Here is a 24,305-nt window from a genome sequence, read left to right on the forward strand (position 1 = left end):
GGAGCTCAGGCGACGCGCCTGAGCATGCGTGCGAATTCCGTCTTCTCGACGTTGTCCACGCCGTTCTCGTGGAAATGCACGATGTGCGGGCCATGCTCGTGATGCCGGTCGCGCGCCTCGGTGGATGCCCACTCTTCCACGAACACGAAGTGCCCCGGCGTATCGCTGTCTTCGAACAGGTCGTAACGGATATTGCCGTCCTCCTTGCGCGAGGGCTCGACCAGGCTGGCCAGGTCGCGGCGCAGCTGGTCTTCCTTGCCTTCTTTCGCCGTGAGTCCGACGACGATGAATAATTCGCTCATTCTCTTCATTCCTTGATGTTCGATCACAGGGCGGCCTCGCGTACGGCCGCCATCGGACTTGCGGCTTACTTCGTGGCCGCGTCGTGCATCGCCTTTTCGGCATTGAAGCCGTCGTGGTTCTCGAAGACGCCCATGAAGCCCGGCACCGTCGCAGCGCGCGACCAGTCGCGCTGGAGCTCGCAGTACATCTGGACCCGGCTGATGAGCTTCACGCCGGCCTGTTCCATGCGGCGCAAGGCCGCCTCGTGCGCACCGAGCGAGGTGCCGCCCACCGCATCGACCGGCACGTAGACTTCGTAGCCCTCCTGGATCGCGTCGAGCGCCGGGAAGGTCAGGCAGGCCTCGGTCCACAGCGCGGTCATGATCAGCTTCTTGCGGCCGAGCGCCTTGACCGCCTCCTTGAACTCGATATCTTCCCAGCTGTTGATGGAGGTACGGTCGTAGGTCGGCAGGTGGCCGAGCACCTCCTGCAGCTCGGCGATCGGCGGCTTGTTGCGGCCGGTCGCGACATTGACGGTCGAGTGGATGATGGGCAGCTCGTAATTCAACGCCGCCTTGGCAGTGCTCACGATATTGAACACCAGCTCGTCGCGCGGCATCGAGCGGATCGACGAGACCTGAACCGGCTGGTAGTCGATGATGATCAGCGCCGCATTCTGGGGTGTCAGGAGGTGATCGGTATGTGGATTGCGAATTTTTTCGGTGGTCATGGTCTTCTGCGCTCCTTCTGGTAGCGGGGTTGGTTTCCGGGGCAGGCCGCACGAACACGGCATTGCGTGAATGGCCATTGTGCTGTTCCTCGCCAGGTTGCGGTAGCGCCTGCCTACGCAAAGGTCCGTAGCCTGACATGCAACCCCATATGGAAACGCGGACGTCCCATTCTTCGCAACACAGTTTGGCTATTCCAGTGCCTAGGTGTCCATGTTGCAGAGCGCTAGGATGTTCCGTGGCCCATGAATCGACGATGCATGGGCCACGCAATCCGACAAACGCCATATGGGGAGTTGAAGAATGATCGATCTAAAGGGAAAGCGCGCGCTGGTCACTGGAGCTTCGCGCGGCATCGGCGCGGCAATCGCATTGGCGCTGGCTGAAAATGGCGCCGACGTCGCGTTCACCTACCGCCACGCAGCCGACAAGGCAAACGCGATGACCGCTGCCATCGAAGGCCTGGGCCGCCGCGGCTTCGCCATCCAGGCCGACAGTGCCGATCCTGAAGCGATTGCGCGTTCCGTCGACCTGGCCGTTGGCGCACTCGGTGGACTGGATATCCTCGTCAACAGCGCAGGCGTCGGGCTCAACGGAATGATCGCGGACCTCGACATCGACGCGTACCAGGCAATGATGGATGTGAACGTACGCGGACCGCTCCTGTATGCCAAGGCAGTCATCCCGCATCTGGGCGCGGGCGGCCGTATCGTCTCCATCGGTTCGGGCCTGGCGGAACGGGTGCCGTTTCCCGGCGTGACCGCGTATGCGATGTCCAAGTCGGCCTTGCTCTCGTTCACGCGCGGACTGGCGCGCGAACTCGGCCCGCAGGAAATCACGGTCAATCTCGTGCAACCCGGCTCCACCGACACGGATTCGAATCCCGCCGACGGCCCGGCTGCCGATTTCCAACGCGGCATGACAGCCCTGGGACGTTTCGGCGAGCCGAAGGAAGTCGCGAATGCGGTAGTGTTCCTGGCCAGCCCGGCAGCCAGCGTGATCACGGGGGCGATCCTCACGGCCGATGGGGGCGCGATCGCCTGAACGGAAAGCCCATTTGATCATCTCGAAAACTTTCGCGCGCCCCAGTAAGAAAAATTAACCAAATGATTAAACCGATTCGGGGCAGCGGGATGCTGCGGCGCAGCGCATTTCTACGTTGCGAGGTGCATCTTCACCGTAAAAAATGGCATGTTGCATCACACAAAAGTAATGTTGGCACGACGTTTGCAATAGAGAGTTGGGCGACACCCAACTTTAATCCGCAACGAAAGAACCAACATGAACACATCATTCGTGACTGCCAGCACAGGCCCTGCGCGCAACGCATTTCCAGCAAACGTGGGTTCGATCGGCGCCAGCCTGATTGCCATCGGTATCCTGCTTGTCCCATCTGCTGCATTTGCCCAGGAACAGCGCGCTGCACTCGATGTCGTCAAGGAGTTCCTTGAAAATACCGCACCCGACAAGGTCGGCGCCGCAGCCAGGCGCCTGGTCGCCCCAGACGCAACCTATGTTTCGCTGAACTTCGACAACCCGGAGCTGAAGAAGATCGAGCCCTGGGCGGGAACGTCGAAAGGTCCGGAAGGATTCAGCAGCACCTTCAGCCGTGTGGCCAAATACTGGAAAATCGAGGACTTCAAGGTCACCGACATGTTTGGTAGCGGCGAGAGCGTCGCCGTGTTCGGGACGTTCACCTACCGTTCGGTGGCGGTCGGCACGACGTTCCGTTCACCATTCTCGATCCTCGCGAAAGTCAGGAACGGGCAAATCCATTATTTCCAGTTCATGGAAGACACCTATGCGTCCGCAGCGTCGTTCCGGCAAAGCGGCAGCTGGATCGTCAAGACCGATCCGGACGCGCCGGCATTTGAAGTCGGCAAGGGCAAGTAAGCGGCATGCTGATCCTCAATGGTGGCCAAGGCGGCGTGGACGAGACGGGAGCATGAAAGTGGACATCGACGTACTGCAGACCTTCGTCGAAGTTGCCGGCGCAGGCGGTATTTCACCGGCGGCATCGCGGCTCAGCTTGTCGAAATCGGTCGTGAGCCGCCGCCTCGCCCGTCTTGAAGACGAGCTGGGACTGCAACTGCTGTCGCGCACGACCCGTGGCGCGGCGCTGACGGAAGCCGGCGCGACCTTCATGCACTATGCGTCGCGGGCCTGTGCCGAGATCGACCTGGCCCGGGAAGCGATCCATCCGGCGGGCGAGCTGTGCGGGCGCTTGCGGATTGCCGCGCCGCTGTCCCTGGGCTCGACGCATTTCGCGCCCGTGATCGCGGACATGGCGCGGCGCCACCCACTGCTCAGCATCCACACCTGTTACAGCGACCAGGTCGTCGATCTCATCGGGGAGGGCTACGATTGCGCGATCCGGCTCGGCTACCTGCAAGACTCGAACCTGGTCGCGCGCCGCATCGGCCCGATCCACAGGACGCTGGTGGCCAGCCCGGCCTACGTCGAGCAGGTCGGCTTCCCCGAGACACTGGAAGAACTCCACCACCACCAGGCCCTCATGCAGGGTACGGAAGCCTGGCACCTCACGGATGGAGACACCAATGTCACAGTACGCCCCCAAGGACGTTTCAAGGCCGACAATTGCGCCGCCCTGCTCGCTGCCACGCTGGCAGGACTGGGCATTGCCTGCCTTCCCACTGGCCTGGTACGCGACCACCTGGATGCAGGGGCGCTGGTCCCAGTCCTGCGCAAGCATCCCTTGCAGCCAGCCGGCGCCTATGTAGTGCGCCCGCCTGGCCAGCGCACGACCCAAAAGGTTCGCGTCCTGACCGACCTCCTCACCGAATATTTCGACAAAACGCCACCCGTTTGAGACGCTTGCCTTTCCGGTGAACTCAGATTTTTACGGAGTCATCAGCGCTGTCGATGCTGGAATGTTTTAGCCGGTAACTGAGCTGCGGCCTGGTGATGCCCAGCATCCGCGCGGCGCCGGACAGGTTGCCCTTGCAGCGTACGACCGCTTCGCGCAACACCATATTCTCTATGTCTTCAAGCGACATTTGACTTTGGAGAATCTGGTCGCACAGGGTGCTTTTACGTTCTTGCTCAGGGTTTTCAAGTGCCCCGGCTTTGTCGACTGCAACGCGCTCCATCTCCGGCAGCACGAAGTTCGGAAACAAATCCCGGCTCTCGATCCAGTCGCCCTGTGCCGCCAGGATGACCCCGCGTTCGATCATGTTCCCAAGCTCCCGGACATTGCCAGGCCAGCCGTATGCCACCAGCGCCTGCATGGCCTGGTCGGTCACGCCTGCAACGCGCTTTTCATGCAGCGCGCAGAACTTGTCCACCATCATCGATACCAGCGACGGGATATCGCTGCGGCGCTCTCGCAATGGCGGGATGAGGATGGGGTAGACGCTCAGGCGATAGTACAAGTCGGCGCGGAAGCGTCCAGCCTTGACGGCCTCCGGCAGGTCGATGTTGGTTGCCGCGACGATACGCACATCGACCTTGCGCGGACGCTCGTCGCCGAGCCGCTCGATTTCGCCTTCCTGCAGCGCACGCAGCAGTTTCGCCTGCGAGGCCAGTGGCAGCTCGCCGAGCTCGTCGAGAAAAAGTGTGCCTCCATCGGCGCGTTCGAACTTGCCAGCGCGTGAGCTGGTGGCGCCGGTAAAAGCGCCCCTCTCGACGCCGAACAGCTCCGCCTCGATCAGGTCGTGCGGAAGTGCGGCGCAGTTGATCGTCACGAAAGCCTTGTCTGCACGCCGGCTCCGGTGATGGATGGCACGCGCGAAGCGTTCCTTGCCGACACCGGTTTCACCTGACAACAGTACCGTGACGTTGGTTTCAGCAGCTTTCTCGACGAGGCGATAGGCCTGCCTGAAGCTTGGCGATTCGCCGACCATGTCCTCGAGGCTGCGATATGTCTTCAGGCTACTGCGCAGCATGTCGACCTGGGATGAAAGCTCCAGCAGCTGGGACACGATGGACTCGGGCTCGAAGTAAGGTGTGAAGTCTTGCGCGTCGGGCCATTCCTCGACAGGCTTGCCGACGATCCGGCATTCTTCGTCCGAACAGCCGATGCACTTCGTTTCCTTGAACAGGATGAAGCGTCCCATGAAGGCAGACGTATAGCCGGAGGCGTAACCGATCAGGCTCCAGCATACGGCGTCCTGTTGCGGACCGAAGGAGTTGACGTGGGCGGCTGCTTCCCACGAGTTACGCCAGATGAACTCTCCATGGAATTCGCCTTTGTCGACGTCCATATGGCCGAGCACGGGAATGACCTGTACGCCGCCCTCGAGCATGTGCATCTGTGGCCCCGTTGCGAACGCTTCCTCGATCGTCAGGTTTCCACGAATCTTGCGCGCCAATTCGGCATCGCGCGTGCCCGATGCAAATCCCATGCGGGTGAACATGCGCCGGGTGAACTCCTTGCCGACCGAATTCATCATTTCTTCGCGCAAGCCGCCCAAGGAAGCCGCATGGAGCAACAGCATGCGGCTTTCGGACAGCCAGATCGAACCGTCGTCTGGCGAGAAGCGGATGAGCCGCCGCAGGTCCAGGTCTTCGGGAAATTCGATCATTTCTTTTCTTTACGAGATTAACGGACGGTTACGATCAGATACTACCGAGTGGATTGGAAATACATTGAATGAGAGAAGATTACCTGTACGGTCCAGCATGGTCACTGATCGTTCTTGCTATTTGCAGCACGATCCGATCATGGCGTCGCGGTCGCGGCACTCGACAGCATCGTATCGGCGATATCCAGCATCGCGCGCAGGCGGTCCATATGCCGCAAATCGTGGTGATAGCCTACCCAGATATCCCGGCTCGGGGGGCGATCGGGCAGGTCGATGCGCTGCAATCCAGATAGTGCATCGCCAAGCGGCCTTGGCAGCACTGCAATGCCCATGCCGCGCAGGCACATCTGTGCCTGGACGGCCCGGCTCGTGCTCGTGAACACCCGCCGCGACGAAGGAAACCTGTCGAGCAGCCAGGCGACATCCGGAAAATGCGACTGCGCCGTATTCATCAGGATCAACCCCACCGAAGCCGGATCGGCCTGCAGCGCAGATGCGGTGTCGGCCGAGCCATACAGGCCGTATGGAATGCTCATCAGGCGGCGCTGGACGATGTCCGGTTCGCTGAAAGGAACGAGGCGAAACGCCACATCGGCCTCGCGCCGCGACAGATCGAGCAAGCGGTAGCTGGCGATGACTTCCGGCACGACGGCCGGATGGCGGCGCGTCAATTCGGCCAGGACAGGGGCCAGGACATAGCCTGCAAACCACTCCGCCGAAGAAATCCGCAAAATGCCTTCGAGACGTTCGTGATTGCCCGCCAAGCGTCTTTCCATGGCCAGCGCGGAATTTTCCATGGATTCCGCCAGCGCCAGCACGCCGTCCCCGGCATCCGTGAGAACCAGTCCATCCCTGGTGCGGCGAAACAGCGCCTGCTCCGCCTCGTCCTCCAACGCCTTGATCCGGCGACCGACCGTCGGATGGCTCACACCCAGCGTGCGGGCGGCTTCGCCGAACGATCCGCTGCGCACGACCGCCAGGAAGATACGGACGTCGTTCCACTCCATGTCGTCACTACCCGTTCAAAAATGTACTTCGAATATATATGGATGGCAGTTCTCAAACAATATTGTAGGGGTCACCATGGCGCTTCAATCGTACCGGCCCATTCCGGGCCGGCCTCATTCGGGATCGCAAGACATGAACAAGTTGAAAGACAAGGTCGCCATCGTGACGGGCGCGTCGAAAGGTATCGGTGCGGGCATCGCCCGCCGGCTCGCGGCCGATGGCGCTAAGGTCGTCGTCAATTACGCCTCGAGCAAGAGCGGTGCCGACAAGGTGGTCGCCGACATCGAAGCCGCCGGTGGGAAGGCCATCGCGGTGGGCGCGGACGTCACCAGGAAGGCGGAGGTCGAGGCGCTGGTCAGTGCGACGATCGACCATTTCGGGCGGCTGGACATCGTGGTGAACAACTCCGGCATCTACCAGTTCGCCAGGATCGAAGAGACGACCGAGGAACTCTATCGCAAGCAGTTCGACATCAACGTCCTCGGCCCGCTGCTGGTCACCGCGGCCGCCGCGCCGCACCTGGGCGAGGGCGCCAGCATCATCAACATCAGTTCCAACGTCACGAGCGTTCTTCCGGCCGAGAGCGCCATCTACAGCGGCACCAAGGGCGCGATCGACACCATCACCGGTGTGCTCGCGCGCGAGCTCGGCCCGCGCGGCATCCGTGTCAATGCCGTCAATCCCGGCCTGGTCGACACCGAAGGAACCCACGCCGCAGGGGCGATCGGATCCGACTTCCAGGCCTGGAACGAGGAACGGACACCGCTCGGCCGCGTCGGCCAGGTGCAGGACATCGCACCGATCGTTGCCTTTCTCGCGTCAAGCGATGTCGGCTGGGTGACGGGCGAGATCATCCTGGGTTCGGGGGGCATGCGCTGATGGAGATCGGCATCATCGGACTGGGCGCAATGGGCCGCGAAATCGCGCGCAATCTGGCTGCGGCTGGGCATGCGGTGAAGGCGTGGAATCGTTCCGGTGGGGACGTCGCGGGCGTGCGGATGGTGGAGACGCCGGCACAGGCGCTGCAGGCGGACGTCGCCCTGACGATGCTGTCCGACGATGCGGCGATCCGCGGTGTCCTGCTGGAGACGGGGGCGCTGGCGCAGGCGCGCGGAACGCTGGTGCATATCGTTGCGTCGACTATCTCTGTCGGGTTCGCACGGGAACTCGTCGAGTATCACCATGCTGCGAACATCGGCTACGTGGCCGCGCCGGTGCTGGGCCGGCCGGACGTTGCCGCCAGGGGCGAACTGCAGGTACTGGCCGCCGGTCCGCTCGCTGCCGTGGAAACAGTGCGGCCAGTGCTGGAAGTCATCGGCAAGCGCATATGGGACATCGGCACGGAACCGCCGACCGCCTATGCCGCCAAGATCGCCTGCAATATGATGATCACGATGGCGATCGAGGCCATGGCCGAAGCCGTCGTGCTGACCGAGTCGAATGGACTGGTGCGCGAGCGTTTCTTCGACCTGATCCTGAATACGCTGTTCGGCAGCCGTTCATACCAGGTCTATTCGGCCAATATCATTCACGATCGCTACGAACCGGGATTCAAGGCGTCGCTGGGCTTGAAGGATTTAAGGCTTGCGCATGCGGCGGCAGAACAACTGGGGCGACAGCTGCCGATGCTCGATGCCGTTCGTCATCGAATGGGCGAGGCCGTCATTGCCGGCGGTGGTGAGAGGGACTTGTCGGTGATGGCTGATTACACCATTCGATCGACATAGCTATTCAAAGAGATGGCGCTGGCGAAAAAAGCCGATTTTGTTCTGGTTCAGCCTGAAAACCTCCCTCGCCGACGCCAGTCGAACAGTTACCACGACACGGTTATCTGGCCGGTTTGTCTGCAAACGCCATGGGAGAAAATCATGAGTTCAGCCATATACGATTTCTCTTTCGACTCCTTCCAGATTACGAACACGCGGGCGAGACACACCGACACCGACTTCGTCACCTTTAGCGTGGCGATCGGCGGCAAGGAGCCGCTCACGGCAGTGAAGTACATGGGAGACCTGAATAACGGGACCTACCAACCCGGACTTGTTTTCAAGGGTGTCGTTGTCGGCGACGGAGAAACCGTCGTGGTGTCGTACCTGATCGTGAACAAGGGCCATACCACCGAACACCGGAGCAAGATCGAGCAGGATCTGGAAAAGGCCGCCAGGGAGCTTGGCGGCAAGGCCGCGCAGGCAGCGAGCGCTGCAGCGGTAGGCGCCGCCAGCGCCGCCATCGGGGCTGCGCTCGGGACCGCCGTATTTCCGATCGTGGGAACGGCGATCGGGGCGCTGACGGGTTGGCTCATCAACAAGGGCGCAACCTTCGGCATCGATCTGATCTTCGCGAACTGCGACGGGCCGGTGGCAGGGGCGGTTCACCCATTCACGGGCGCGCAGCTGCGCCAGTCGACGGACAACGGCAAGCCGCTATCCACTCGGGACGACACGCCGGGAACAGACTCGCCAACGGGTTGCGGCAGCAATTCTCATTATTACGTGAACTGGTCGGTCCGCAAGGTGGGGGAAGGGCAGCAAGACGTCGCGCCGCGCGCCAGGCCTGGCGCCAGCCAGCGCACGGGTGACGTGGACGGAGACGGCAAGGCCGAACTCATCGTGACGAGCGCCTGGGGCTTGGGGATGCTGAAGCAGACGGGCGCCACCATGGCGTCGCCCATCATGGCGCCCAACGGCACCCGATTCGGCGATTGGCTGCTCAACACCGGCGACAATACGGTGGGGCCGGTCGCCGACTACGATGGCGACGGCAGCGCCGAGATTCTCATGACCAGCCCCTGGGGAATCGGCATCCTCAAACTCGCCGGCGGCACGCTGGTATCGCGCATGATGGCGCCCAACTCCACCACATTCGGAAACTGGGCGCTCGATACCGCAGTCACTATGGTCCGGGCGGTGGGCGACTTCGATGGCGATGGCCAACAGGAGATCGTGGCGACCGGCCCTTCCGGGATCGCCATCCTCAAACTGACGGGCGCCACGCTGACGCCGTTGATGGTCGCAGACAATTTCACGCGATTCGGCGAGTGGAGCCTCGACACTGTGAACGACCAGCTTGGCCCGATCGCGGATTACGACGGCGACGGCTGCGACGAAATCTTGGTGTCGAGTGCGTGGGGCGCCGGTATCCTGAAGCTGGCAAATGGAACGCTCGAAGCGAGCATAGTGGCGCCCAACGGGACGCGCTTCGGTGGCTGGGTGATCGACACGTCGCTCAACCGGTTCGGGCCAGCCGGCGACTACGATGGGGACGGGCGTGCCGAAACCCTGGTCGCCAGTGCGTGGGGCCTGGCTCTGTTGAAACAGACGGGAGGAACGCTGGAGGCGCCGATGATGCAGCCTGCCGGCACGCGCCTCGGTGGATGGCTCGTCGATGGCGGCGCCAATCGTTTCGGGCCGGCGGCAGATTACGACGGGGATGGCAGAGCCGAACTGCTCGTCACCAGTGCCTGGGGTATCGGCATCCTGAAGCAAGCGGGCGACACGATGACGTCGTCCATGCTGGCGCCCAACGGTACCCGATTCGGGAGGTGGCTGCTCGACAGTTCCTGCAACCGGTTTGGTCCGGCGGCGGATTATGACGGGGACGGCCGCGTTGAAATCCTGGTGACCAGTCCGTGGGGGCTCGGTATCCTGAAGCTCACTGGGGACACCCTTGGCGCTTCCATGCTGGCGGCGAACGGAACGGGCCTGGGTGATTGGGTGATCGATGCAAGGGACGAGCAACTGCTGGGGCAATCGCCGCGCACCTGATCTGTATGCGCTCACCCATCCGCCAGGGCCTGCTACTGGCTTTGCAGCACGACGCGGTCGCCCAGCGGCTGCACCGGACGCGCATTCATCTTGTAGAGTTTCCTGAACGCCGCCAGCTGCGCCGGCGTTACCTCGGCCGGCGTCTTCATCACCCGCCATAGAACGTCCTCGCTGCATGGCGGCGTGGTGAGCGAGCCGGTGAACTGGTAAAACCCGCTCCCCGATGGCAGTAAGCCCGCCGGGTCGAAGGACGCGAGCTTGCCGGTTTCGCCCGCCTTCTGCGGCAGGTTGGCGAACAAGGGCTTGAGGGCCGCCTTCTCCTTGCCCTCCTTGAACAGCACGGCGACGACGGCCAGGTCGCCCTGCGCGTCCTTGTGCACCAGGTGCGCCACCATGGGGTAGGGTTTGCCGTCGATCTGCTCTTCGCTCGGCGCGTGAAAATGGAACTGGACCAGCGTGTAGTGCACGCCGTCAATCGTCGCTGCGCTCCCGGGCGGCAAGTTCACCTGCACCGAATGCCCGTTGTTGATCATCTCCGCGTTGGCGCTCTTGTAGGCAAAGGCGGTGGGCTCGAGCGCTGCCTTGACCGCCTTGCCGGTATCGATGTTGATTGGTGACTGGTGCTTCCCGAATTTGCATTGCTTGTAGGCGTTATCGAGCTCGGCCCAGTGTGCGGCGCCGCTGTCGCCCTCGTAGCTCCACGGCGGATGCGGTTCCTGCGCATGCGCGCCGAGCGCAACGATGCTGGTGGCAACGACCGGCAAGATCTTCCTCATTGTGGCCTCCCGCTGGTGGATCGCATGGTGGAACCACTGACAAGCTTGCGCCCGGGGCGGGGATGCGTCCATTGGACGTTGGTCCTGTGGACGAATAATAGAGTTCGCTACAAACTTTCCTATAACGCAGACCGATTTCGATATGGAAAATAAAGAAGGGCCTCGACACGAAATGTCGAGGCCCTTTGTTGTGTCAAACGTTTTTTGTTAGCGTCAGACCTTACTTTGTTGGTGTCCGGTCTTTACTCGACCGTCACCGATTTCGCCAGATTACGCGGCTTGTCCACATCGGTCCCACGCGCCAGCGCCGTGTGATACGCCAGCAGCTGCAGCGCCGCCACGTGCAGGATCGGCGACAGCAGGCCGTAGTGTTCCGGCAAACGAATCACGTGCAGCCCATCGCCCGAGGTGATGCGCGAATCGACGTCGGCGAACACGTACAGCTGACCGCCACGCGCGCGCACTTCCTGCATGTTCGATTTCAGCTTTTCCAGCAGCGCATCGTTCGGCGCGATCGTTACCACTGGCATCTCTTCGGTCACCAGCGCCAGCGGGCCGTGCTTCAGTTCGCCGGCCGGGTAGGCCTCGGCGTGGATGTACGAGATCTCCTTGAGCTTCAGCGCGCCTTCCAGGGCGATCGGGTAGTGGATGCCGCGGCCCAGGAACAGGGCGTTCTCCTTGCGCGCGAATTCCTCGGCCCAGGCGATGATCTGCGGCTCGAGCGCCAGCACCGACGACAGCGCGACCGGCAGGTGGCGCATCATCTTGAGGTGTTCGGATTCTTCGGCATCGGTCAGGCGGCCGTTGACTTGCGCCAGGGTCAGGGTCAGCAGGAACAGGGCCGCCAGCTGGGTGGTGAAGGCCTTGGTCGAGGCCACGCCGACTTCGACGCCGGCACGGGTGATGTAGGCCAGCTGGCATTCTCGCACCATGGCGCTGGTGGAGACGTTGCAGATGGTCAGCGTGTGGTTCATGCCGAGGCTGCGTGCGTGCTTGAGCGCGGCCAGGGTGTCGGCCGTCTCGCCGCTCTGCGAGATGGTCACCACCAGGGTGTCGGGGTGCGGCACGCTGTCGCGGTAGCGGTATTCGCTGGCGATCTCGACGTTCACCGGCACCTTGGCCACCGATTCGATCCAGTATTTGGCGGTGAGGCCGGCGTAGTAGCTGGTGCCGCAGGCCAGGATCAGCACGCGGTCGATCTTCTTGAACACGGCATAGGCGCCGTCGCCGAAGAGTTCCGGCATCACGCCGGTCACGCCCTCGAGGGTGTCGCCGATGACGCGCGGCTGCTCGAAAATCTCTTTCTGCATATAGTGGCGGTATGGGCCGAGCTCGGCCGCGCCGGTGTGGGCGTGCACGGTTTTCACTTCGCGCTCGACCGGACGGCCGTCGATGTCGACGATCCAGTAGCGGGCCAGTTGCAGGTCGACCACGTCGCCTTCTTCCAGGTAGATGATCTGGTCGGTGGTGCCGGCCAGCGCCATCGCGTCGGAGGCGACGAAGTTCTCGTCCTTGCCCACGCCGACGATCAGCGGCGAGCCCTGGCGCGCGGCGATCACGCGGTGCGGTTCTTCGCGGCAGAACACGGCGATGGCATAAGCGCCGTCCAGGCGCTTGACGGCTTGCTGCACGGTCTCGAACAGGTCGCCGGTGTACAGGTGGTCCACCAGGTGGGCGATGACCTCGGTGTCGGTCTGGCTCGTGAACTTGTAGCCCAGGCCGGTCAGCTCGGCGCGCAGCTCGTCGTGGTTTTCGATGATGCCGTTGTGGACAAGTGCGATGCGCGCATTGTCTTCGGTCGGCGAGAAGTGCGGGTGGGCATTGTGCGACGCCGGGGCGCCGTGGGTGGCCCAGCGCGTGTGGGCGATGCCGGTGAAGCCGTCGAGGCTGGCTTCTTTGACTTGCGATTCGAGGTCGGTCACGCGCGAAGTGGAACGCGAACGGGTCAGGCGGCCATCGAGGTGGACGGCGACGCCACAGGAGTCATAACCTCGGTATTCGAGGCGTTTCAGGCCTTCGATCAGGACGGGGGTGATATTGCGTTTGGCAACTGCTCCGACGATACCGCACATGGCTAACCTCTCTGGATGAAAAACTGTTGAGTCTTATCGTAGAGCAATCTGAATGAAATAAGCTTACAGTGCGCGGCTAATTTTGTTAGATTATTTCATTCATGCATGAACAAGAAATCTTGTTTCATATAATTAAAAAGATTTATCAAATATTTCATCAAGATGACAGAACCGCCCGCTCTCGACGACCTCGATCGTCGCATTCTGAATATTTTGCAAACTGACGCATCGCATACGAACGCCGAACTGGCGGCGCTCGTGCACGTGTCGCCGCCGACCTGCCTGCGCCGCGTGAAGCAGCTGACGGAAAGTGGCGTTATCGAGCGCCAGGTGGCGATCGTGGCGCCCGACAAGGTCGGCAGCCGCCTGTCCGCCATCGTCGAGATCACGCTCGACGTGCAGGCCGCCGAGCGCATGGAAGAGTTCGAAAATCTGGCCGCCAGGGAAGCGGCCGTGCTGCAGTGCTACCGGGTGTCGCCGGGCCCCGATTTCGTGCTGGTCGTGCAGGTCGCCGACATGCCGGCCTACCACGCGCTGGCGCACCGGCTGTTCACGTCGCACGCGAACGTGCGCAACGTGAAAGCCTATTTTTCGACCCACCGCAGCAAATTCGACACCCGGATCGCCGTCTAGATCACCGGCCGCAGCCTGTGGATAATATTGTGGAAGACCAGGTGAATGAACAGTGGGTAAGCACGGTAAAACCCTGTGTTTATCTTGTTCACTTCCTGTGATTACCCTGTAAACAGCCGGTGGATTACTTCTTCACTTTCACCGGACGCTTCCATCCTTCGATGGTGATTTGCTTGGGCCGCGAGATGGTCAGCTTGCCGGCCGGCGCATCCTTGGTGAGCGTGGTGCCGGCGCCCAGGGTCGCACCCTTGCCGATCGTCACCGGCGCAACCAGCTGGCTGTCGCTGCCCACGAACACTTCGTCTTCGATCACGGTACGGAACTTGTTGGCGCCGTCGTAGTTGCAGGTGATGACGCCGGCGCCGATGTTGACGCGCGAGCCGACGGTGGCGTCGCCGATATAAGCCAGGTGGTTGGCCTTGCTGTGCGCCGCGACGGTGCTGTTCTTGACCTCGACAAAGTTACCCACATGGACGTCCTCGCCCAGCTCGGTGCCCGGACGCAGGCGCGCATACGGTCCGATCTGCGAGGCGGCGCCAATCGTGGCGCCTTCGATATGGCAGAACGGCTTGATATTGGCCCCAAGACCGACCGTGACGCCGACCAGCACGCAGTTGGCGCCGACCTTCACGCCGTCGGCCAGTTCAACTTTACCTTCGAACACGCAGCCGACGTCGATCACGACATCGCGGCCGCAAATCAGTTCGCCGCGCACATCGATGCGCGCCGGATCCATCAAGGTCACGCCTTTTTCCAGCAGGGCATGGGCGATATTCAATTGGTGACGACGCTCGAGCTCGGCCAACTGCACCTTGCTGTTCACGCCAGCCACTTCCCATTCGCCCGACGGTTGCGCCGACACGACCGGCACGCCGTCCGCCACGGCCTGGGCCACGATGTCGGTGAGGTAATACTCGCCCTGGGCATTGTTGTTGGACAGCGCCGCCAGCCACTTCTTGAGGTGACGGGTCGGGATCGCCATGATGCCGCTGTTGATTTCGCGGATGGCGCGCTCGGCCTCGCTGGCATCTTTTTCTTCGACGATGCGCACGATCTTGCCGTTCTCGCGCACGATGCGGCCCAGGCCGAAGGGGTTGGCCTGTTCGACGGTCAGGATGCCCAGCTTGTCGCTTCCTGCGGCCTCGACCAGGCGGCGCAGCGTGTCCGCCGTCGTCAGCGGCACGTCGCCATACAGCACCAGGGTGGCGCTTCCATCGTCCAGTTGCGGCACGGCCTGCATCACCGCATGGCCGGTGCCCAGCTGCGGCTGCTGCAGGGCGGTGTCGATGGTGACGCCGGTTTCTTGCGCCAGCGCGGACACCATGTCGGGCACCGCTGCGCCGCCGTGCCCGTAAATCACACATAATTTCTGCGGACTCATGCTACGTGCCGTATCGATAACGTGACGCAACAGCGGCTTACCAGCCAATGGATGCAGGACTTTCGGCAGGGCGGATTGCATGCGCTTTCCCATGCCGGCGGCGAGGATCACAACGTTCATAAGCCGTTCTCAAAAAGTTGAAAATATGAAAAATTCTAGCATGCGAGATACCTTTTTCCGGCGCACCCTAGCACTATTCGCGATTGCCTTGATGGCCTTGGCAGCCGGTTGCAGCACCATTCGCTTTTCGTACAACCAGGGCGACACCTTACTGTACTGGTGGATGAATTCCTATGTCGACTTCGAAGGACAACAGGCCGACATCGCCAAGCGCGACATCAATGGCTTGTTCCAATGGCATCGCCAGACCCAGCTGCGCGACTATGCCGCTTTATTAGGCAATTTCAAGCAAAAACTGGCCGGCAACCCAAGCCAGGCCGACCTATTGCAGGCCTACCGCGAGATCCGCGTGCGCGGCGAACGCCTGTCCCAGCGCGCGGTGCCGGAACTGACGACGCTGGCCATGTCGATCACCCCTGCGCAAATCGCCAATATCGACAAGAAGTTCAAGGACAAGAACGAGGAATACCGCCGCAAGTTCATGAGCGGCAGCGTCGAGAAGCGCCAGCGCGCGCGCTTCAAGAAATCGATGGAGCAGATGGAACTGTGGTTCGGCCGTTTCAGCAGCGAGCAGGAAGCCGCCCTGCGCCGCGCCTCCGACTTGCGTCCGCTCGACAACCAGCAGTGGCTGGAGGAGCGCCAGTACCGCCAGCGCCGCATCCTGGCGCTGCTGCAAGAGGTGCAACAGAAAAAGCTTAATCGCGAGCAGACCACGGCCAAGGTACAAGGCCTGATGCGCGAGTTGTTCACACGCATGGAGTCGCCCGAGCGCAAAGCCTTCTATGACGCCAGCATCGACCACACGACGAAATACATCCTGACCGCGATCAAACTGGCGACGCCGGAGCAGAAGGCCCATGCGCAGCAGCGGATGCAGGGTTGGATCAATGATTTCGAGGCATTGGCAGCGGGTAAATAACCTCGGCGGCAAACCGCATAAACCTGCATGCTATAGTGCCGCCCATGCAAAGAAAGTCCATCAAATCAGGGCCCCAGGCCGCCAAACCCCACGGCGCGCCGCGCATGGCCCAGCATCAGGTCCGCATCATCGGCGGCACCTGGAAACGCACCCTGCTGCCGGTGGTCGACGCCCTCGGCCTGCGTCCCACGCCGGACCGGGTGCGCGAAACCGTCTTCAACTGGATCAACCACCAGCTCGGCAGCGACTGGGAGCAAGCCAGTGTTCTCGACCTGTACGCGGGTTCCGGCGTGCTCGGCTTCGAGGCGGCCAGCCGCGGCGCGGCGAAGGTGACCATGGTCGACAACCACGGCCCGGCCGTGCGCCAGCTCGAAGCCAACCGCGACAAGCTCAAGGCCGACAACATCACCATCCTGCGCGCCGATGCCCTGACCCTGGCCCGCGACCTGGCCACCCGCGGCCAGCGCTACGACGTGATCTTCCTCGATCCGCCTTATCAACAGGATCTGCTGGCCAAGACCCTGCCGCTGTGCGCGGCGCTGCTGCTTGAAGGCGGCATGGTGTATGCCGAAGCCGAGGCGCCGTTGCCGACCGAAGGCGACGACGTCCCCGACTGGCTGATTGGCTGGGAAGCGGTGCGCGCCGACAAGGCGGGCATGGTCTACTACCATTTGCTGAAGCTGCAAGAAAAGGCGGCCTGAGTCCCGCCAAGGGGCTGGAAACTGCACAACCATTGGGCAAACCGTGCCCCGGCCTGGGGCGGATGCCGTGTTTTCAGGCATAATGCGCGTTCCGATAGGGTGTTCATTTTCAGGGAGCCGCAATGGTTGTAGCCGTTTATCCAGGTACGTTCGATCCGCTGACCCGCGGCCACGAGGATTTGGTACGCCGCGCATCCGGGCTGTTCGACCGACTGGTGGTCGGCGTCGCCGACAGCCGCAACAAACGTCCGTTCTTCACGCTCGAAGAACGCCTGGATATCGCCAACGAAGTGCTTGGCCATTACCCCAATGTGCAGGTCGAGAGCTTTTCGGGCCTGCTCAAGGACTTCGTGCGCAAGCACGACGCCCGTGTGATCGTGCGCGGCCTGCGCGCGGTGTCCGATTTCGAGTACGAGTTCCAGATGGCGGGCATGAACCGCTACCTGCTGCCCGACGTCGAAACCATGTTCCTGACCCCGTCCGACCAGTACCAGTTCATTTCGGGCACCATCGTGCGCGAAATCGCCATGCTGGGCGGCGACGTGTCCAAATTCGTTTTCCCTTCGGTCGACCGCTGGCTGCAGCAGAAAATCGCCAGCATGGCGCAAGCGCCGAAGGCCTGATTCTCCAGGACGTATCATGGCTTTATTGATTACCGACGACTGCATCAACTGCGACGTCTGCGAACCCGAATGCCCCAACGATGCCATTTCGATGGGCGAAGAGTATTACCAGATCGATCCGCACAAGTGCACCGAGTGCGTCGGCCATTTCGATGAACCGCAATGCGTGCAACTGTGCCCGGTTGCCTGCATTCCGCTCAATCCGGAATGGCGCGAATCGCGCGAAGAACTCCTCATCAAGTACGAACGGCTAACGGCCGACAAGGCCACGGCCTGATCTTCTCCCCCAAGCCGGCAACTCTGCCGGCTTTTTTATTTCCCTCTCGGCTTTCCTGACCGCGTACCGGTTTGCCCGGCATGCGGCGTCCGCACGTCCCTGAACGCCAGCTTCTCATCCAGTCCCATTCATCCGTCCCGACCTGCTACTCCCGGTTAATGTCGACGGGCGCTTTTTCACGCTTGTTGGTCTGCTGCTTTCGCTTGTCCGCCTTATTACCGTAAGTATATTTTTCCATGCTCTAGAATGTGAATTTTGTTGAACCTCTTCTATTTACTAATCAAATGACGAAAAGATGCCTTCATCTTGTTCCAAGTATCGATATTTAATGCCATTTTGAAACGCAAGCATAGCTCATCCATATTCTCGTAAAATTGCTGTAACTTACGGCTAAATATGCTCATCGTCATTATAAGTCGCACTTTAGCGTTCTCTCGCCTCAACGGTGTTTTTGACTCTTTGTGAATTTTGTTAAATAAAAACCGCGCGAAAAGCCAGGTGACGACAAGTCACCAGGTGTGAAGCGACATTCGGGCGGTTTTCAGAGGGAAAAAGAAGATCGCAGCCGTGGCGGCGTGCGACGGAGGGCAGGGACGAAAAAAAACGCGGTGTCCGTTGCCGGAGACCGCGTCAGGGGAGAAATTCGGTAATAATCAGTGGCGGATGCCCATCGCACGCACTTCGGCGGCGTCCACCGGATCCAGGCTGGCAAGCTTGCGCTTGAGCGCCAGCGCTTCGTCCAGGGCGCGGCGCGCGGCCTGTTCGGCCTTGCTGCGGCGTGGACGCACGGTCAGGTACAGGGCGCGGCCGATGCCGACCAGCAGTGGACGGAAGAACAGGACAAAGCCAGCCAGCAAGGCAAGATACACAGTGGTGCTGAACACTTGGCCGTAAGGCACGGCAGCGGCGGCTTGGACTAGGGTGGCGGTAGAAGACATGATAGGCTCGTTCTGTTATTGTTGAGAACTATAGTGCGTCGCAACATATAAATCTAATTTTGTTCCCTGATGGCCCTTATACTGTTTGTGAATGATTTGGAGTACACTACTCGTACTCCTGTCTTCACAACAGTTTTCTCCTGAATCCCATGAGCTTTCTGACGCTTGACCTGAATCTGCTGCGCGTGTTCGACGCGGTGATGACCGAGCAAAACCTGACCCGCGCCGCCGGCCACCTGGCCATGACCCAGCCCGCGGTGTCGAATGCGATCAAGCGACTACGGGAAAGCCTGGGCGACGAGCTCCTGATCCGCACCGCCTATGGCGTCAAGCCGACCCCGCGCGCCGAAGCCCTGTGGCCGGCCGTGCGCCAGGCCCTGGCGGCGCTGGAAGCGGCGGTGATGCCGGAAACCTTCGACGTCTCCAAGGCCCAGGCGACCTTCCGCATGGCGATGGCCGACGCGACCGCCGCGCTGTGGCTGCCATCCCTGATGCGCTCGATCGAACGCGAGGCGCCGGGCGTGAACATCCGCATGGTGCCGCTGACGACGCGCGAGCCGCGTCCGATGTTGTTGCGCGGCGACATCGACCTGGCGGTCGGCTTCTTCCCCGGCGTCGCGGCCCAGCTGTCGTACGAAACCGGTTCGCCGATCCGCCACGAGCGCCTGTATTCCGGCGTCTATGTGTGCGTGATGCGCAAGGACCATCCGCTGGCCAAGGAAAAGCTCGATCTCGATACCTATTGCAAGGCCAATCACTTGCTGGTGAGCTTCTCGGGCCGTGCCCACGGCCTGGTCGACGAGGCGCTGGCCCAGGTCGGTCGCGAACGCCGCATCCTCTTGACCGTGAACCAGTTCTTCACGGCGGGCAGGGTGGTGGCGAACTCGGACCTGATCACGGTGCTGCCGAAACACTTGATGGTTTCGACCGGCATGACCGACGTGCTGATCTGGAAGGAGCTACCGTTGCAGCTGCCGGCCGTCCACCTGGACATGCTGTGGCACGAACGCGATGGCCGCAGCCCGGCCCACCGCTGGCTGCGCAAGAACCTGGAATCGATGGCGGAAAGCGCCTCGAAGAGCGGCGTGCGCAAGGTCGTCTGACAGCGCCAGCACGGGTTTCAGTGGAGCAAATTGCTTCACGTGAAACAAAACGGCCAGGCAAATGCCTGGCCGTTTTACTTTAATACGCTGGCTGGTGCTCAGCGGATCGGCAGTTTGGTCGTATTCTTGACTTCTTCCATCACCGCATAGGTGTGGGTTTCGCGCACGCCCTTCTGCAGCAGGGTCTTGCCCAGGAATTCGCGGTAGGCCGCCATGTCCTTCACGCGCGCCTTGACGAGGTAGTCGAAGCCGCCGGCCACCATATGGCATTCCAGCACCTCCGGAATCATCTGCACGCTCTGCTTGAACGCATCGAAGACTTCGGGAGTGGTACGATCGAGCACGACCTCGATAAAGACTAGCAGCGACACGTCGAGCAGCTGCGGATTGAGCTGGGCAGTGTAGCCCATGATGTAACCCGATTCGTGCAGTTTGCGCACGCGCTCGAGGCAGGCCGCCGGGGACAGGTTGACCCGTGCCGCCAGCTCCACATTGCTGATGCGCCCGTCGTTCTGCAGTTCGGCGAGGATCTTCTTGCTGATCTTGTCCAACATCGGGTGTCTCCCGTTAATTTTATTCGGTCAGATTGTCGCATCAAAAACTATCTATTGCTAGTCTGGTTTAAAAACAGAATAAATCCAGAAGAATTCCTTCTACAATCGAATCATTTCCACCGACGTATAAACCGCGCCGACCACCATTTGTGGGACGGCGCTTTTGCTGTGCGGTGCCCTTCGTTGTGACTTTTTCTTTTGACTAGATAGCCATGCAGATCGCTGCTTCCCCGGCCTCCACCTTCGTTCCCTTCGACGCCCTCCACGCTGAAACCAAGCGCGAGCAAACGCCCCTGCGCGCTGCCATCACCGCCGCCTACCGCCGCGATGAAACCGAGGCCGTCCAGTGGCTGCTGGCGCAAGGCGCCACGCCGGCTGCGCAAGCCCAGCCGCTGGCGCATCGCCTCGTTTCGGCAGTGCGCGAAAAGCGTACCCGCGCCTCGGGCGTGGACGCGCTGATGCACGAGTTCTCGCTGTCGTCGGAAGAAGGCGTCGCGCTGATGTGCCTGGCCGAAGCGTTGCTGCGCATCCCGGACAGCGAAACCGCCGACCGCCTCATTGCCGACAAGATCAGCCGCGGCGACTGGCGCAAGCACCTGGGCGAATCGCCGTCGCTGTTCGTCAATGCCGCGACCTGGGGCCTGCTCATCACCGGCAAGCTGGTCTCGACCAATAGCGAGCAGGGTCTCGGCTCGGCGCTCACGCGCCTGATCGCGAAGGGCGGCGAACCGCTGATCCGCAAGGGCGTCGACATGGCGATGCGCATGCTGGGCAACCAGTTCGTCACCGGCCAGACCATCGACGAAGCGCTGAAGAACAGCCGCGACAACGAGACCCGCGGCTATCGCTACTCCTACGACATGCTGGGCGAGGCGGCGCTGACCGAAAGCGACGCCAAGAATTATTACGCCTCGTACGAAGCCGCCATCCACGCGATCGGCAAGGCCTCCAATGGCCGCGGCATCAAGGACGGTCCGGGCATTTCGATCAAGCTGTCGGCGCTGCATCCGCGCTACAGCCGTGCGCAATACGCGCGCGTGATGGGCGAGCTGCTGCCGCGCGTGCGCAGCCTGGTCCTGCTGGCCAAGACCTATAACATCGGCATCAATATCGACGCCGAGGAAGCCGACCGTCTCGAGATCTCGCTCGACATGCTCGAGGCGCTGGCGTTCGATCCCGACCTGGCGGGCTTCGAAGGCATCGGCCTGGTGGTGCAGGCCTACCAGAAACGCTGCCCGTTCGTGATCGACTTTCTTGTAGACCTGGCCAAGCGCAGCGGCCAGAAGTTCATGGTGCGCCTGGTGAAGGGCGCTTACTGGGATGCCGAGATCAAGCGCGCCCAGGTCGACGGCATGCCCGGCTATCCGGTCTATACGCGCAAGGTGTACACCGACGTCTCCTACCTGACTTGCGCGCGCAAGCTGCTGGCGGCGGCCGACGTGCTGTATCCGCAGTTCGCCACCCACAACGCCCACACGCTGTCGGTGATCTACACCTGGGCCAAGCAGGATAACGTCAGCAACTATGAGTTCCAGTGCCTGCACGGCATGGGCGAGACGCTGTACGACCAGGTCGTGGGCAGCAAGAACCTGGACAAGGCTTGCCGCATCTACGCGCCGGTTGGCTCGCACGAAACCCTGCTGGCCTACCTGGTGCGCCGCCTGCTGGAAAACGGCGCCAACTCCTCGTTCGTGAACCAGATCGTCGACGAGAACGTGGCGATCGACACGCTGCTCACCGATCCCTTCGATGTCGCACGCGCCAGCGGAGGCAAGCCGCATCCGGCGATCGCGCTGCCCCTCGACATGTTCGGCGCCGAGCGCAAGAATTCAAGCGGCATGGACCTGGTCAATGAAGACATCCTTGCCAAGGTGGCGGATGGTCTCGCGCAGCAGCGCCAGCACCTCGCCGGCCCGCTGATCGCCGGTTCGAGCGATGCAGGTACGCCGGCGAATGTGGTCAATCCCGCGATGTCGAGCGATATCGTCGGCCAGGTGAGCGAAGCCTCGCGCACCGACGTCGAAACCGCCCTGGCCGCGGCCAGCGCCTTCGCCGGCGAATGGGCCGCCACCGCCACCCATGAACGCGCCGCGATCCTCGAGCGCACCGCGGACCTGTTCGAGCAGAACGGCATCGAGCTGATGGCCCTGGCCGTGCGCGAAGCCGGTAAATCGCTGCCGAACGCGATCGCCGAACTGCGCGAAGCGGTCGACTTCCTGCGCTACTACGCGGTGCAGATCCGCGGCTCGAGCAAGGCCGAGGCGCTCGGTCCCGTGAGTTGCATCAGCCCCTGGAACTTCCCGCTGGCGATCTTCACCGGCCAGGTGGCGGCCGCCCTCGCGGCCGGCAACGTGGTGCTGGCCAAGCCGGCCGAGCAAACTCCATTGATCGCCTACCGCGCCGTGGAACTGTTCCTCGAGGCGGGCACGCCGCGCGCAGCGCTGCAGCTGCTGCCGGGCCGCGGCGAAGTGGTTGGCGCCGCCCTGACGGCGGACAGCCGCATCAAGGGCGTGATCTTCACCGGTTCGACCGAAGTCGCCCAGCTGATCAACCGCACGCTGGCCAAGCGCGCGCAGCAGGAAGGCATCGACATCCCGCTGGTGGCGGAAACCGGCGGCCAGAACGCGCTGATCGTCGACTCCTCGGCGCTGCCGGAGCAGGTGGTGCAGGACGTCCTGAGCTCCGCCTTCGATTCGGCCGGCCAGCGCTGCTCGGCGCTGCGCGTGCTGTTCCTGCAGGACGACATCGCCGACAAGACCATCAAGATGCTCAAGGGCGCGATGCAGGAACTGCGCGTGGGCTGCCCGGACCGCCTGGCGACCGACATCGGCCCGGTGATCGATGCCGAGGCCCAGCGCAACCTGCTGGCCCACATCGAGCGCACCAAAGCCACCGCGCGCAGCCACTTCGCGCTCGAGCTGCCGGCGTCGGTCGTCGCTGCCGGCACCTTCGTGCCGCCGACCGTGCTCGAAATCGCTTCGCTGGCGGAACTCAAGCAGGAAGTCTTCGGTCCGGTGCTGCACATCGTGCGCTACCGCCGCGCCGAGCTGCCCTCGGTGATCGATGCGATCAACGCCACCGGCTATGGCCTGACGCTGGGCGTGCATTCGCGCATCGATGAAACCATCGACACCATCGTCAACCGCGCCCACGTCGGCAATATCTACGTCAACCGCAACATCGTCGGCGCGGTGGTCGGCGTGCAGCCGTTCGGCGGCGAAGGCAAGTCGGGCACCGGTCCGAAGGCCGGCGGCCCGCTCTACCTGAAACGCCTGCAGCGCGGCGCGGCGCCCTTGATGGAACACGTGCGCCAGCCGGAGGCAGCATTGGAGGCCCTGATCGGTTGGCTGCGCGCCAACGGCCAGCAGCCGGTGGCCGCGCTGGCCGAAGGCTACGCGCGCACCTCGCTCAATGGCGTGTCGATGGACCTGCCCGGCCCGACCGGCGAAAGCAACCGCCTGTCGTTCACGCCGCGCGGCGCCGTGCTGTGCGCGCCGGCTACCTCCGCCGGCCTGCTCAATCAACTGGCAGCAAGCCTCGCCACCGGCAACCGCGCGCTGGTGCTGGCGCCGGCGCCGGACGCGATTCCGGCCAACCTGCCGGCGGCGGTGAAGGAACGCGTACGCTTCGTGAGCAAGGAAGAAATCGACGCGGCCGACGTCGCGATCGCGCTGGTCGAAACCGGCCTGGCCGGCCTGCTGCGCACCCAGCTGGCGGCGCGTCCGGGCGCGATCGTCGGCATCGTCGATACCGACGCCCTGGTCCCGGTGGACCTGTGGCGCCTGGTCGCCGAGCGCGCGGTCTGCGTCAACACGACGGCCGCTGGCGGCAACGCAAGCCTGATGACCCTGGGCCTGTAAAGATAGTCGCAAGGCGATCGTA

22 protein-coding genes are annotated in these 24,305 nt (G+C 62.4%); 13 read left to right on the top strand and 9 right to left on the bottom strand.

Going from position 1 to position 24,305, the window contains the following annotated elements; all coding sequences use genetic code 11:
* Positions 1-5: 5 nt before the first annotated feature.
* Positions 6-302, bottom strand: coding sequence for a putative quinol monooxygenase (locus J3U95_RS12750; RefSeq protein WP_208278965.1), 297 nt, complete (start codon positions 300-302; stop codon positions 6-8).
* 65 nt (positions 303-367) lie between these two features.
* On the bottom strand, positions 368-1,012 hold the full coding sequence (locus tag J3U95_RS12755) for a hydrolase (RefSeq protein ID WP_208278966.1): 645 nt from the start codon (positions 1,010-1,012) through the stop codon (positions 368-370).
* 301 nt (positions 1,013-1,313) lie between these two features.
* On the opposite strand from J3U95_RS12755, the gene J3U95_RS12760 reads away from it, so the two are divergent.
* The 3 genes from J3U95_RS12760 to J3U95_RS12770 all read left to right on the top strand — a co-directional run bounded on the left by J3U95_RS12760 (position 1,314) and on the right by J3U95_RS12770 (position 3,840).
* Positions 1,314-2,054, top strand: coding sequence for an SDR family NAD(P)-dependent oxidoreductase (locus J3U95_RS12760; RefSeq protein WP_208278967.1), 741 nt, complete (start codon positions 1,314-1,316; stop codon positions 2,052-2,054).
* 237 nt (positions 2,055-2,291) lie between these two features.
* Positions 2,292-2,903, top strand: a complete 612-nt coding sequence (locus J3U95_RS12765) for a nuclear transport factor 2 family protein (RefSeq protein ID WP_208278968.1) — start codon at positions 2,292-2,294, stop codon at positions 2,901-2,903.
* A 52-nt stretch (positions 2,904-2,955) separates the two neighbouring features.
* Positions 2,956-3,840 (top strand): LysR family transcriptional regulator, encoded by an 885-nt coding sequence (locus tag J3U95_RS12770; RefSeq protein WP_229519814.1) that lies wholly within the window; start codon positions 2,956-2,958, stop codon positions 3,838-3,840.
* Positions 3,841-3,862: 22 nt separating this feature from the next.
* Here J3U95_RS12770 and J3U95_RS12775 read toward each other — a convergent pair whose 3' ends face one another.
* Positions 3,863-5,554, bottom strand: a complete 1,692-nt coding sequence (locus J3U95_RS12775) for a sigma-54-dependent Fis family transcriptional regulator (RefSeq protein ID WP_208278969.1) — start codon at positions 5,552-5,554, stop codon at positions 3,863-3,865.
* Positions 5,555-5,691: 137 nt separating this feature from the next.
* Entirely contained in the window at positions 5,692-6,561 is an 870-nt protein-coding gene (locus J3U95_RS12780; protein ID WP_208278970.1) for a LysR family transcriptional regulator, read from the bottom strand.
* Positions 6,562-6,694: 133 nt separating this feature from the next.
* On the opposite strand from J3U95_RS12780, the gene J3U95_RS12785 reads away from it, so the two are divergent.
* Genes J3U95_RS12785 through J3U95_RS12795 form a run of 3 tightly spaced genes read left to right on the top strand, consistent with a single transcriptional unit; the run spans position 6,695 to position 10,326 of the window.
* Positions 6,695-7,441 carry a glucose 1-dehydrogenase gene (locus J3U95_RS12785; RefSeq protein ID WP_208278971.1) on the top strand — a complete coding sequence of 249 codons (747 nt, stop codon included), beginning with the start codon at positions 6,695-6,697 and terminating at the stop codon, positions 7,439-7,441.
* Complete coding sequence (locus J3U95_RS12790; RefSeq protein ID WP_208278972.1) at positions 7,441-8,289, top strand: NAD(P)-dependent oxidoreductase; 849 nt, start codon at positions 7,441-7,443, stop codon at positions 8,287-8,289. The genes J3U95_RS12785 and J3U95_RS12790 overlap by 1 nt, the downstream gene beginning before the upstream one ends.
* A 12-nt stretch (positions 8,290-8,301) precedes the next feature.
* Positions 8,302-10,326, top strand: coding sequence for an FG-GAP repeat domain-containing protein (locus J3U95_RS12795; protein ID WP_208278973.1), 2,025 nt, complete (start codon positions 8,302-8,304; stop codon positions 10,324-10,326).
* 32 nt (positions 10,327-10,358) lie between these two features.
* Here J3U95_RS12795 and J3U95_RS12800 read toward each other — a convergent pair whose 3' ends face one another.
* Both J3U95_RS12800 and glmS read right to left on the bottom strand, forming a co-directional pair.
* Positions 10,359-11,102 (bottom strand): carbonic anhydrase, encoded by a 744-nt coding sequence (locus tag J3U95_RS12800; protein WP_208278974.1) that lies wholly within the window; start codon positions 11,100-11,102, stop codon positions 10,359-10,361.
* A gap of 242 nt (positions 11,103-11,344) precedes the next feature.
* On the bottom strand, positions 11,345-13,174 hold the full coding sequence (gene glmS / locus J3U95_RS12805) for a glutamine--fructose-6-phosphate transaminase (isomerizing) (RefSeq protein ID WP_208278975.1): 1,830 nt from the start codon (positions 13,172-13,174) through the stop codon (positions 11,345-11,347).
* A gap of 162 nt (positions 13,175-13,336) precedes the next feature.
* On the opposite strand from glmS, the gene J3U95_RS12810 reads away from it, so the two are divergent.
* Complete coding sequence (locus J3U95_RS12810) at positions 13,337-13,807, top strand: Lrp/AsnC family transcriptional regulator (RefSeq protein WP_208278976.1); 471 nt, start codon at positions 13,337-13,339, stop codon at positions 13,805-13,807.
* A gap of 124 nt (positions 13,808-13,931) precedes the next feature.
* On the opposite strand, the gene glmU is transcribed toward J3U95_RS12810, so the two are convergent.
* Positions 13,932-15,308 carry a bifunctional UDP-N-acetylglucosamine diphosphorylase/glucosamine-1-phosphate N-acetyltransferase GlmU gene (gene glmU, locus J3U95_RS12815; RefSeq protein WP_208278977.1) on the bottom strand — a complete coding sequence of 459 codons (1,377 nt, stop codon included), beginning with the start codon at positions 15,306-15,308 and terminating at the stop codon, positions 13,932-13,934.
* A gap of 40 nt (positions 15,309-15,348) precedes the next feature.
* On the opposite strand from glmU, the gene J3U95_RS12820 reads away from it, so the two are divergent.
* The 4 genes from J3U95_RS12820 to J3U95_RS12835 all read left to right on the top strand — a co-directional run bounded on the left by J3U95_RS12820 (position 15,349) and on the right by J3U95_RS12835 (position 17,828).
* Positions 15,349-16,227, top strand: a complete 879-nt coding sequence (locus tag J3U95_RS12820) for a DUF6279 family lipoprotein (RefSeq protein ID WP_208278978.1) — start codon at positions 15,349-15,351, stop codon at positions 16,225-16,227.
* Between the two features lie 104 nt (positions 16,228-16,331).
* Positions 16,332-16,928, top strand: a complete 597-nt coding sequence (rsmD, locus tag J3U95_RS12825; RefSeq protein ID WP_208278979.1) for a 16S rRNA (guanine(966)-N(2))-methyltransferase RsmD — start codon at positions 16,332-16,334, stop codon at positions 16,926-16,928.
* A gap of 122 nt (positions 16,929-17,050) precedes the next feature.
* On the top strand, positions 17,051-17,551 hold the full coding sequence (coaD, locus tag J3U95_RS12830) for a pantetheine-phosphate adenylyltransferase (protein WP_005664073.1): 501 nt from the start codon (positions 17,051-17,053) through the stop codon (positions 17,549-17,551).
* A 16-nt stretch (positions 17,552-17,567) separates the two neighbouring features.
* Complete coding sequence (locus tag J3U95_RS12835; protein ID WP_071360959.1) at positions 17,568-17,828, top strand: YfhL family 4Fe-4S dicluster ferredoxin; 261 nt, start codon at positions 17,568-17,570, stop codon at positions 17,826-17,828.
* Between the two features lie 653 nt (positions 17,829-18,481).
* Here the strand turns inward: J3U95_RS12835 and J3U95_RS12840 are convergent.
* Positions 18,482-18,766, bottom strand: a complete 285-nt coding sequence (locus J3U95_RS12840; protein ID WP_005664069.1) for a hypothetical protein — start codon at positions 18,764-18,766, stop codon at positions 18,482-18,484.
* Between the two features lie 149 nt (positions 18,767-18,915).
* Between J3U95_RS12840 and J3U95_RS12845 the strand changes: the two genes are divergently transcribed.
* The gene (locus J3U95_RS12845) at positions 18,916-19,869 is read left to right on the top strand and encodes a LysR family transcriptional regulator (protein WP_109345713.1); all 954 of its coding nucleotides are present in this window, start codon (positions 18,916-18,918) and stop codon (positions 19,867-19,869) included.
* Positions 19,870-19,967: 98 nt separating this feature from the next.
* Here the strand turns inward: J3U95_RS12845 and J3U95_RS12850 are convergent, their stop codons facing one another.
* On the bottom strand, positions 19,968-20,423 hold the full coding sequence (locus J3U95_RS12850) for an Lrp/AsnC ligand binding domain-containing protein (protein ID WP_005664065.1): 456 nt from the start codon (positions 20,421-20,423) through the stop codon (positions 19,968-19,970).
* Between the two features lie 212 nt (positions 20,424-20,635).
* Here J3U95_RS12850 and putA point away from each other — a divergent pair, with 212 nt between their 5' ends.
* Positions 20,636-24,283 carry a trifunctional transcriptional regulator/proline dehydrogenase/L-glutamate gamma-semialdehyde dehydrogenase gene (putA, locus tag J3U95_RS12855; protein ID WP_208278980.1) on the top strand — a complete coding sequence of 1,216 codons (3,648 nt, stop codon included), beginning with the start codon at positions 20,636-20,638 and terminating at the stop codon, positions 24,281-24,283.
* Positions 24,284-24,305 lie beyond the last annotated feature (22 nt).

Origin of the sequence: Massilia oculi (genome assembly GCF_017582745.1) — a bacterium.
GTDB lineage: Bacteria > Pseudomonadota > Gammaproteobacteria > Burkholderiales > Burkholderiaceae_D > Telluria > Telluria oculi_A.

Bases quoted from the DNA above. Each gene is read 5' to 3' on its own strand.
- rsmD (WP_208278979.1), top strand. From the start codon at position 16,332: ATGGCCCAGCATCAGGTCCGCATCATCGGCGGCACCTGGAAACGCACC.
- J3U95_RS12810 (WP_208278976.1), top strand. From the start codon at position 13,337: ATGACAGAACCGCCCGCTCTCGACGACCTCGATCGTCGCATTCTGAAT.
- J3U95_RS12840 (WP_005664069.1), bottom strand. From the start codon at position 18,766: ATGTCTTCTACCGCCACCCTAGTCCAAGCCGCCGCTGCCGTGCCTTAC.
- putA (WP_208278980.1), top strand. From the start codon at position 20,636: ATGCAGATCGCTGCTTCCCCGGCCTCCACCTTCGTTCCCTTCGACGCC.
- J3U95_RS12835 (WP_071360959.1), top strand. From the start codon at position 17,568: ATGGCTTTATTGATTACCGACGACTGCATCAACTGCGACGTCTGCGAA.
- J3U95_RS12795 (WP_208278973.1), top strand. From the start codon at position 8,302: ATGGCGCTGGCGAAAAAAGCCGATTTTGTTCTGGTTCAGCCTGAAAAC.
- glmS (WP_208278975.1), bottom strand. From the start codon at position 13,174: ATGTGCGGTATCGTCGGAGCAGTTGCCAAACGCAATATCACCCCCGTC.
- J3U95_RS12850 (WP_005664065.1), bottom strand. From the start codon at position 20,423: ATGTTGGACAAGATCAGCAAGAAGATCCTCGCCGAACTGCAGAACGAC.
- J3U95_RS12790 (WP_208278972.1), top strand. From the start codon at position 7,441: ATGGAGATCGGCATCATCGGACTGGGCGCAATGGGCCGCGAAATCGCG.
- J3U95_RS12820 (WP_208278978.1), top strand. From the start codon at position 15,349: ATGCGAGATACCTTTTTCCGGCGCACCCTAGCACTATTCGCGATTGCC.
- J3U95_RS12785 (WP_208278971.1), top strand. From the start codon at position 6,695: ATGAACAAGTTGAAAGACAAGGTCGCCATCGTGACGGGCGCGTCGAAA.
- J3U95_RS12755 (WP_208278966.1), bottom strand. From the start codon at position 1,012: ATGACCACCGAAAAAATTCGCAATCCACATACCGATCACCTCCTGACA.
- J3U95_RS12845 (WP_109345713.1), top strand. From the start codon at position 18,916: ATGAGCTTTCTGACGCTTGACCTGAATCTGCTGCGCGTGTTCGACGCG.
- J3U95_RS12770 (WP_229519814.1), top strand. From the start codon at position 2,956: ATGAAAGTGGACATCGACGTACTGCAGACCTTCGTCGAAGTTGCCGGC.
- J3U95_RS12765 (WP_208278968.1), top strand. From the start codon at position 2,292: ATGAACACATCATTCGTGACTGCCAGCACAGGCCCTGCGCGCAACGCA.
- J3U95_RS12775 (WP_208278969.1), bottom strand. From the start codon at position 5,554: ATGATCGAATTTCCCGAAGACCTGGACCTGCGGCGGCTCATCCGCTTC.
- coaD (WP_005664073.1), top strand. From the start codon at position 17,051: ATGGTTGTAGCCGTTTATCCAGGTACGTTCGATCCGCTGACCCGCGGC.
- glmU (WP_208278977.1), bottom strand. From the start codon at position 15,308: ATGAACGTTGTGATCCTCGCCGCCGGCATGGGAAAGCGCATGCAATCC.
- J3U95_RS12750 (WP_208278965.1), bottom strand. From the start codon at position 302: ATGAGCGAATTATTCATCGTCGTCGGACTCACGGCGAAAGAAGGCAAG.
- J3U95_RS12760 (WP_208278967.1), top strand. From the start codon at position 1,314: ATGATCGATCTAAAGGGAAAGCGCGCGCTGGTCACTGGAGCTTCGCGC.
- J3U95_RS12780 (WP_208278970.1), bottom strand. From the start codon at position 6,561: ATGGAGTGGAACGACGTCCGTATCTTCCTGGCGGTCGTGCGCAGCGGA.
- J3U95_RS12800 (WP_208278974.1), bottom strand. From the start codon at position 11,102: ATGAGGAAGATCTTGCCGGTCGTTGCCACCAGCATCGTTGCGCTCGGC.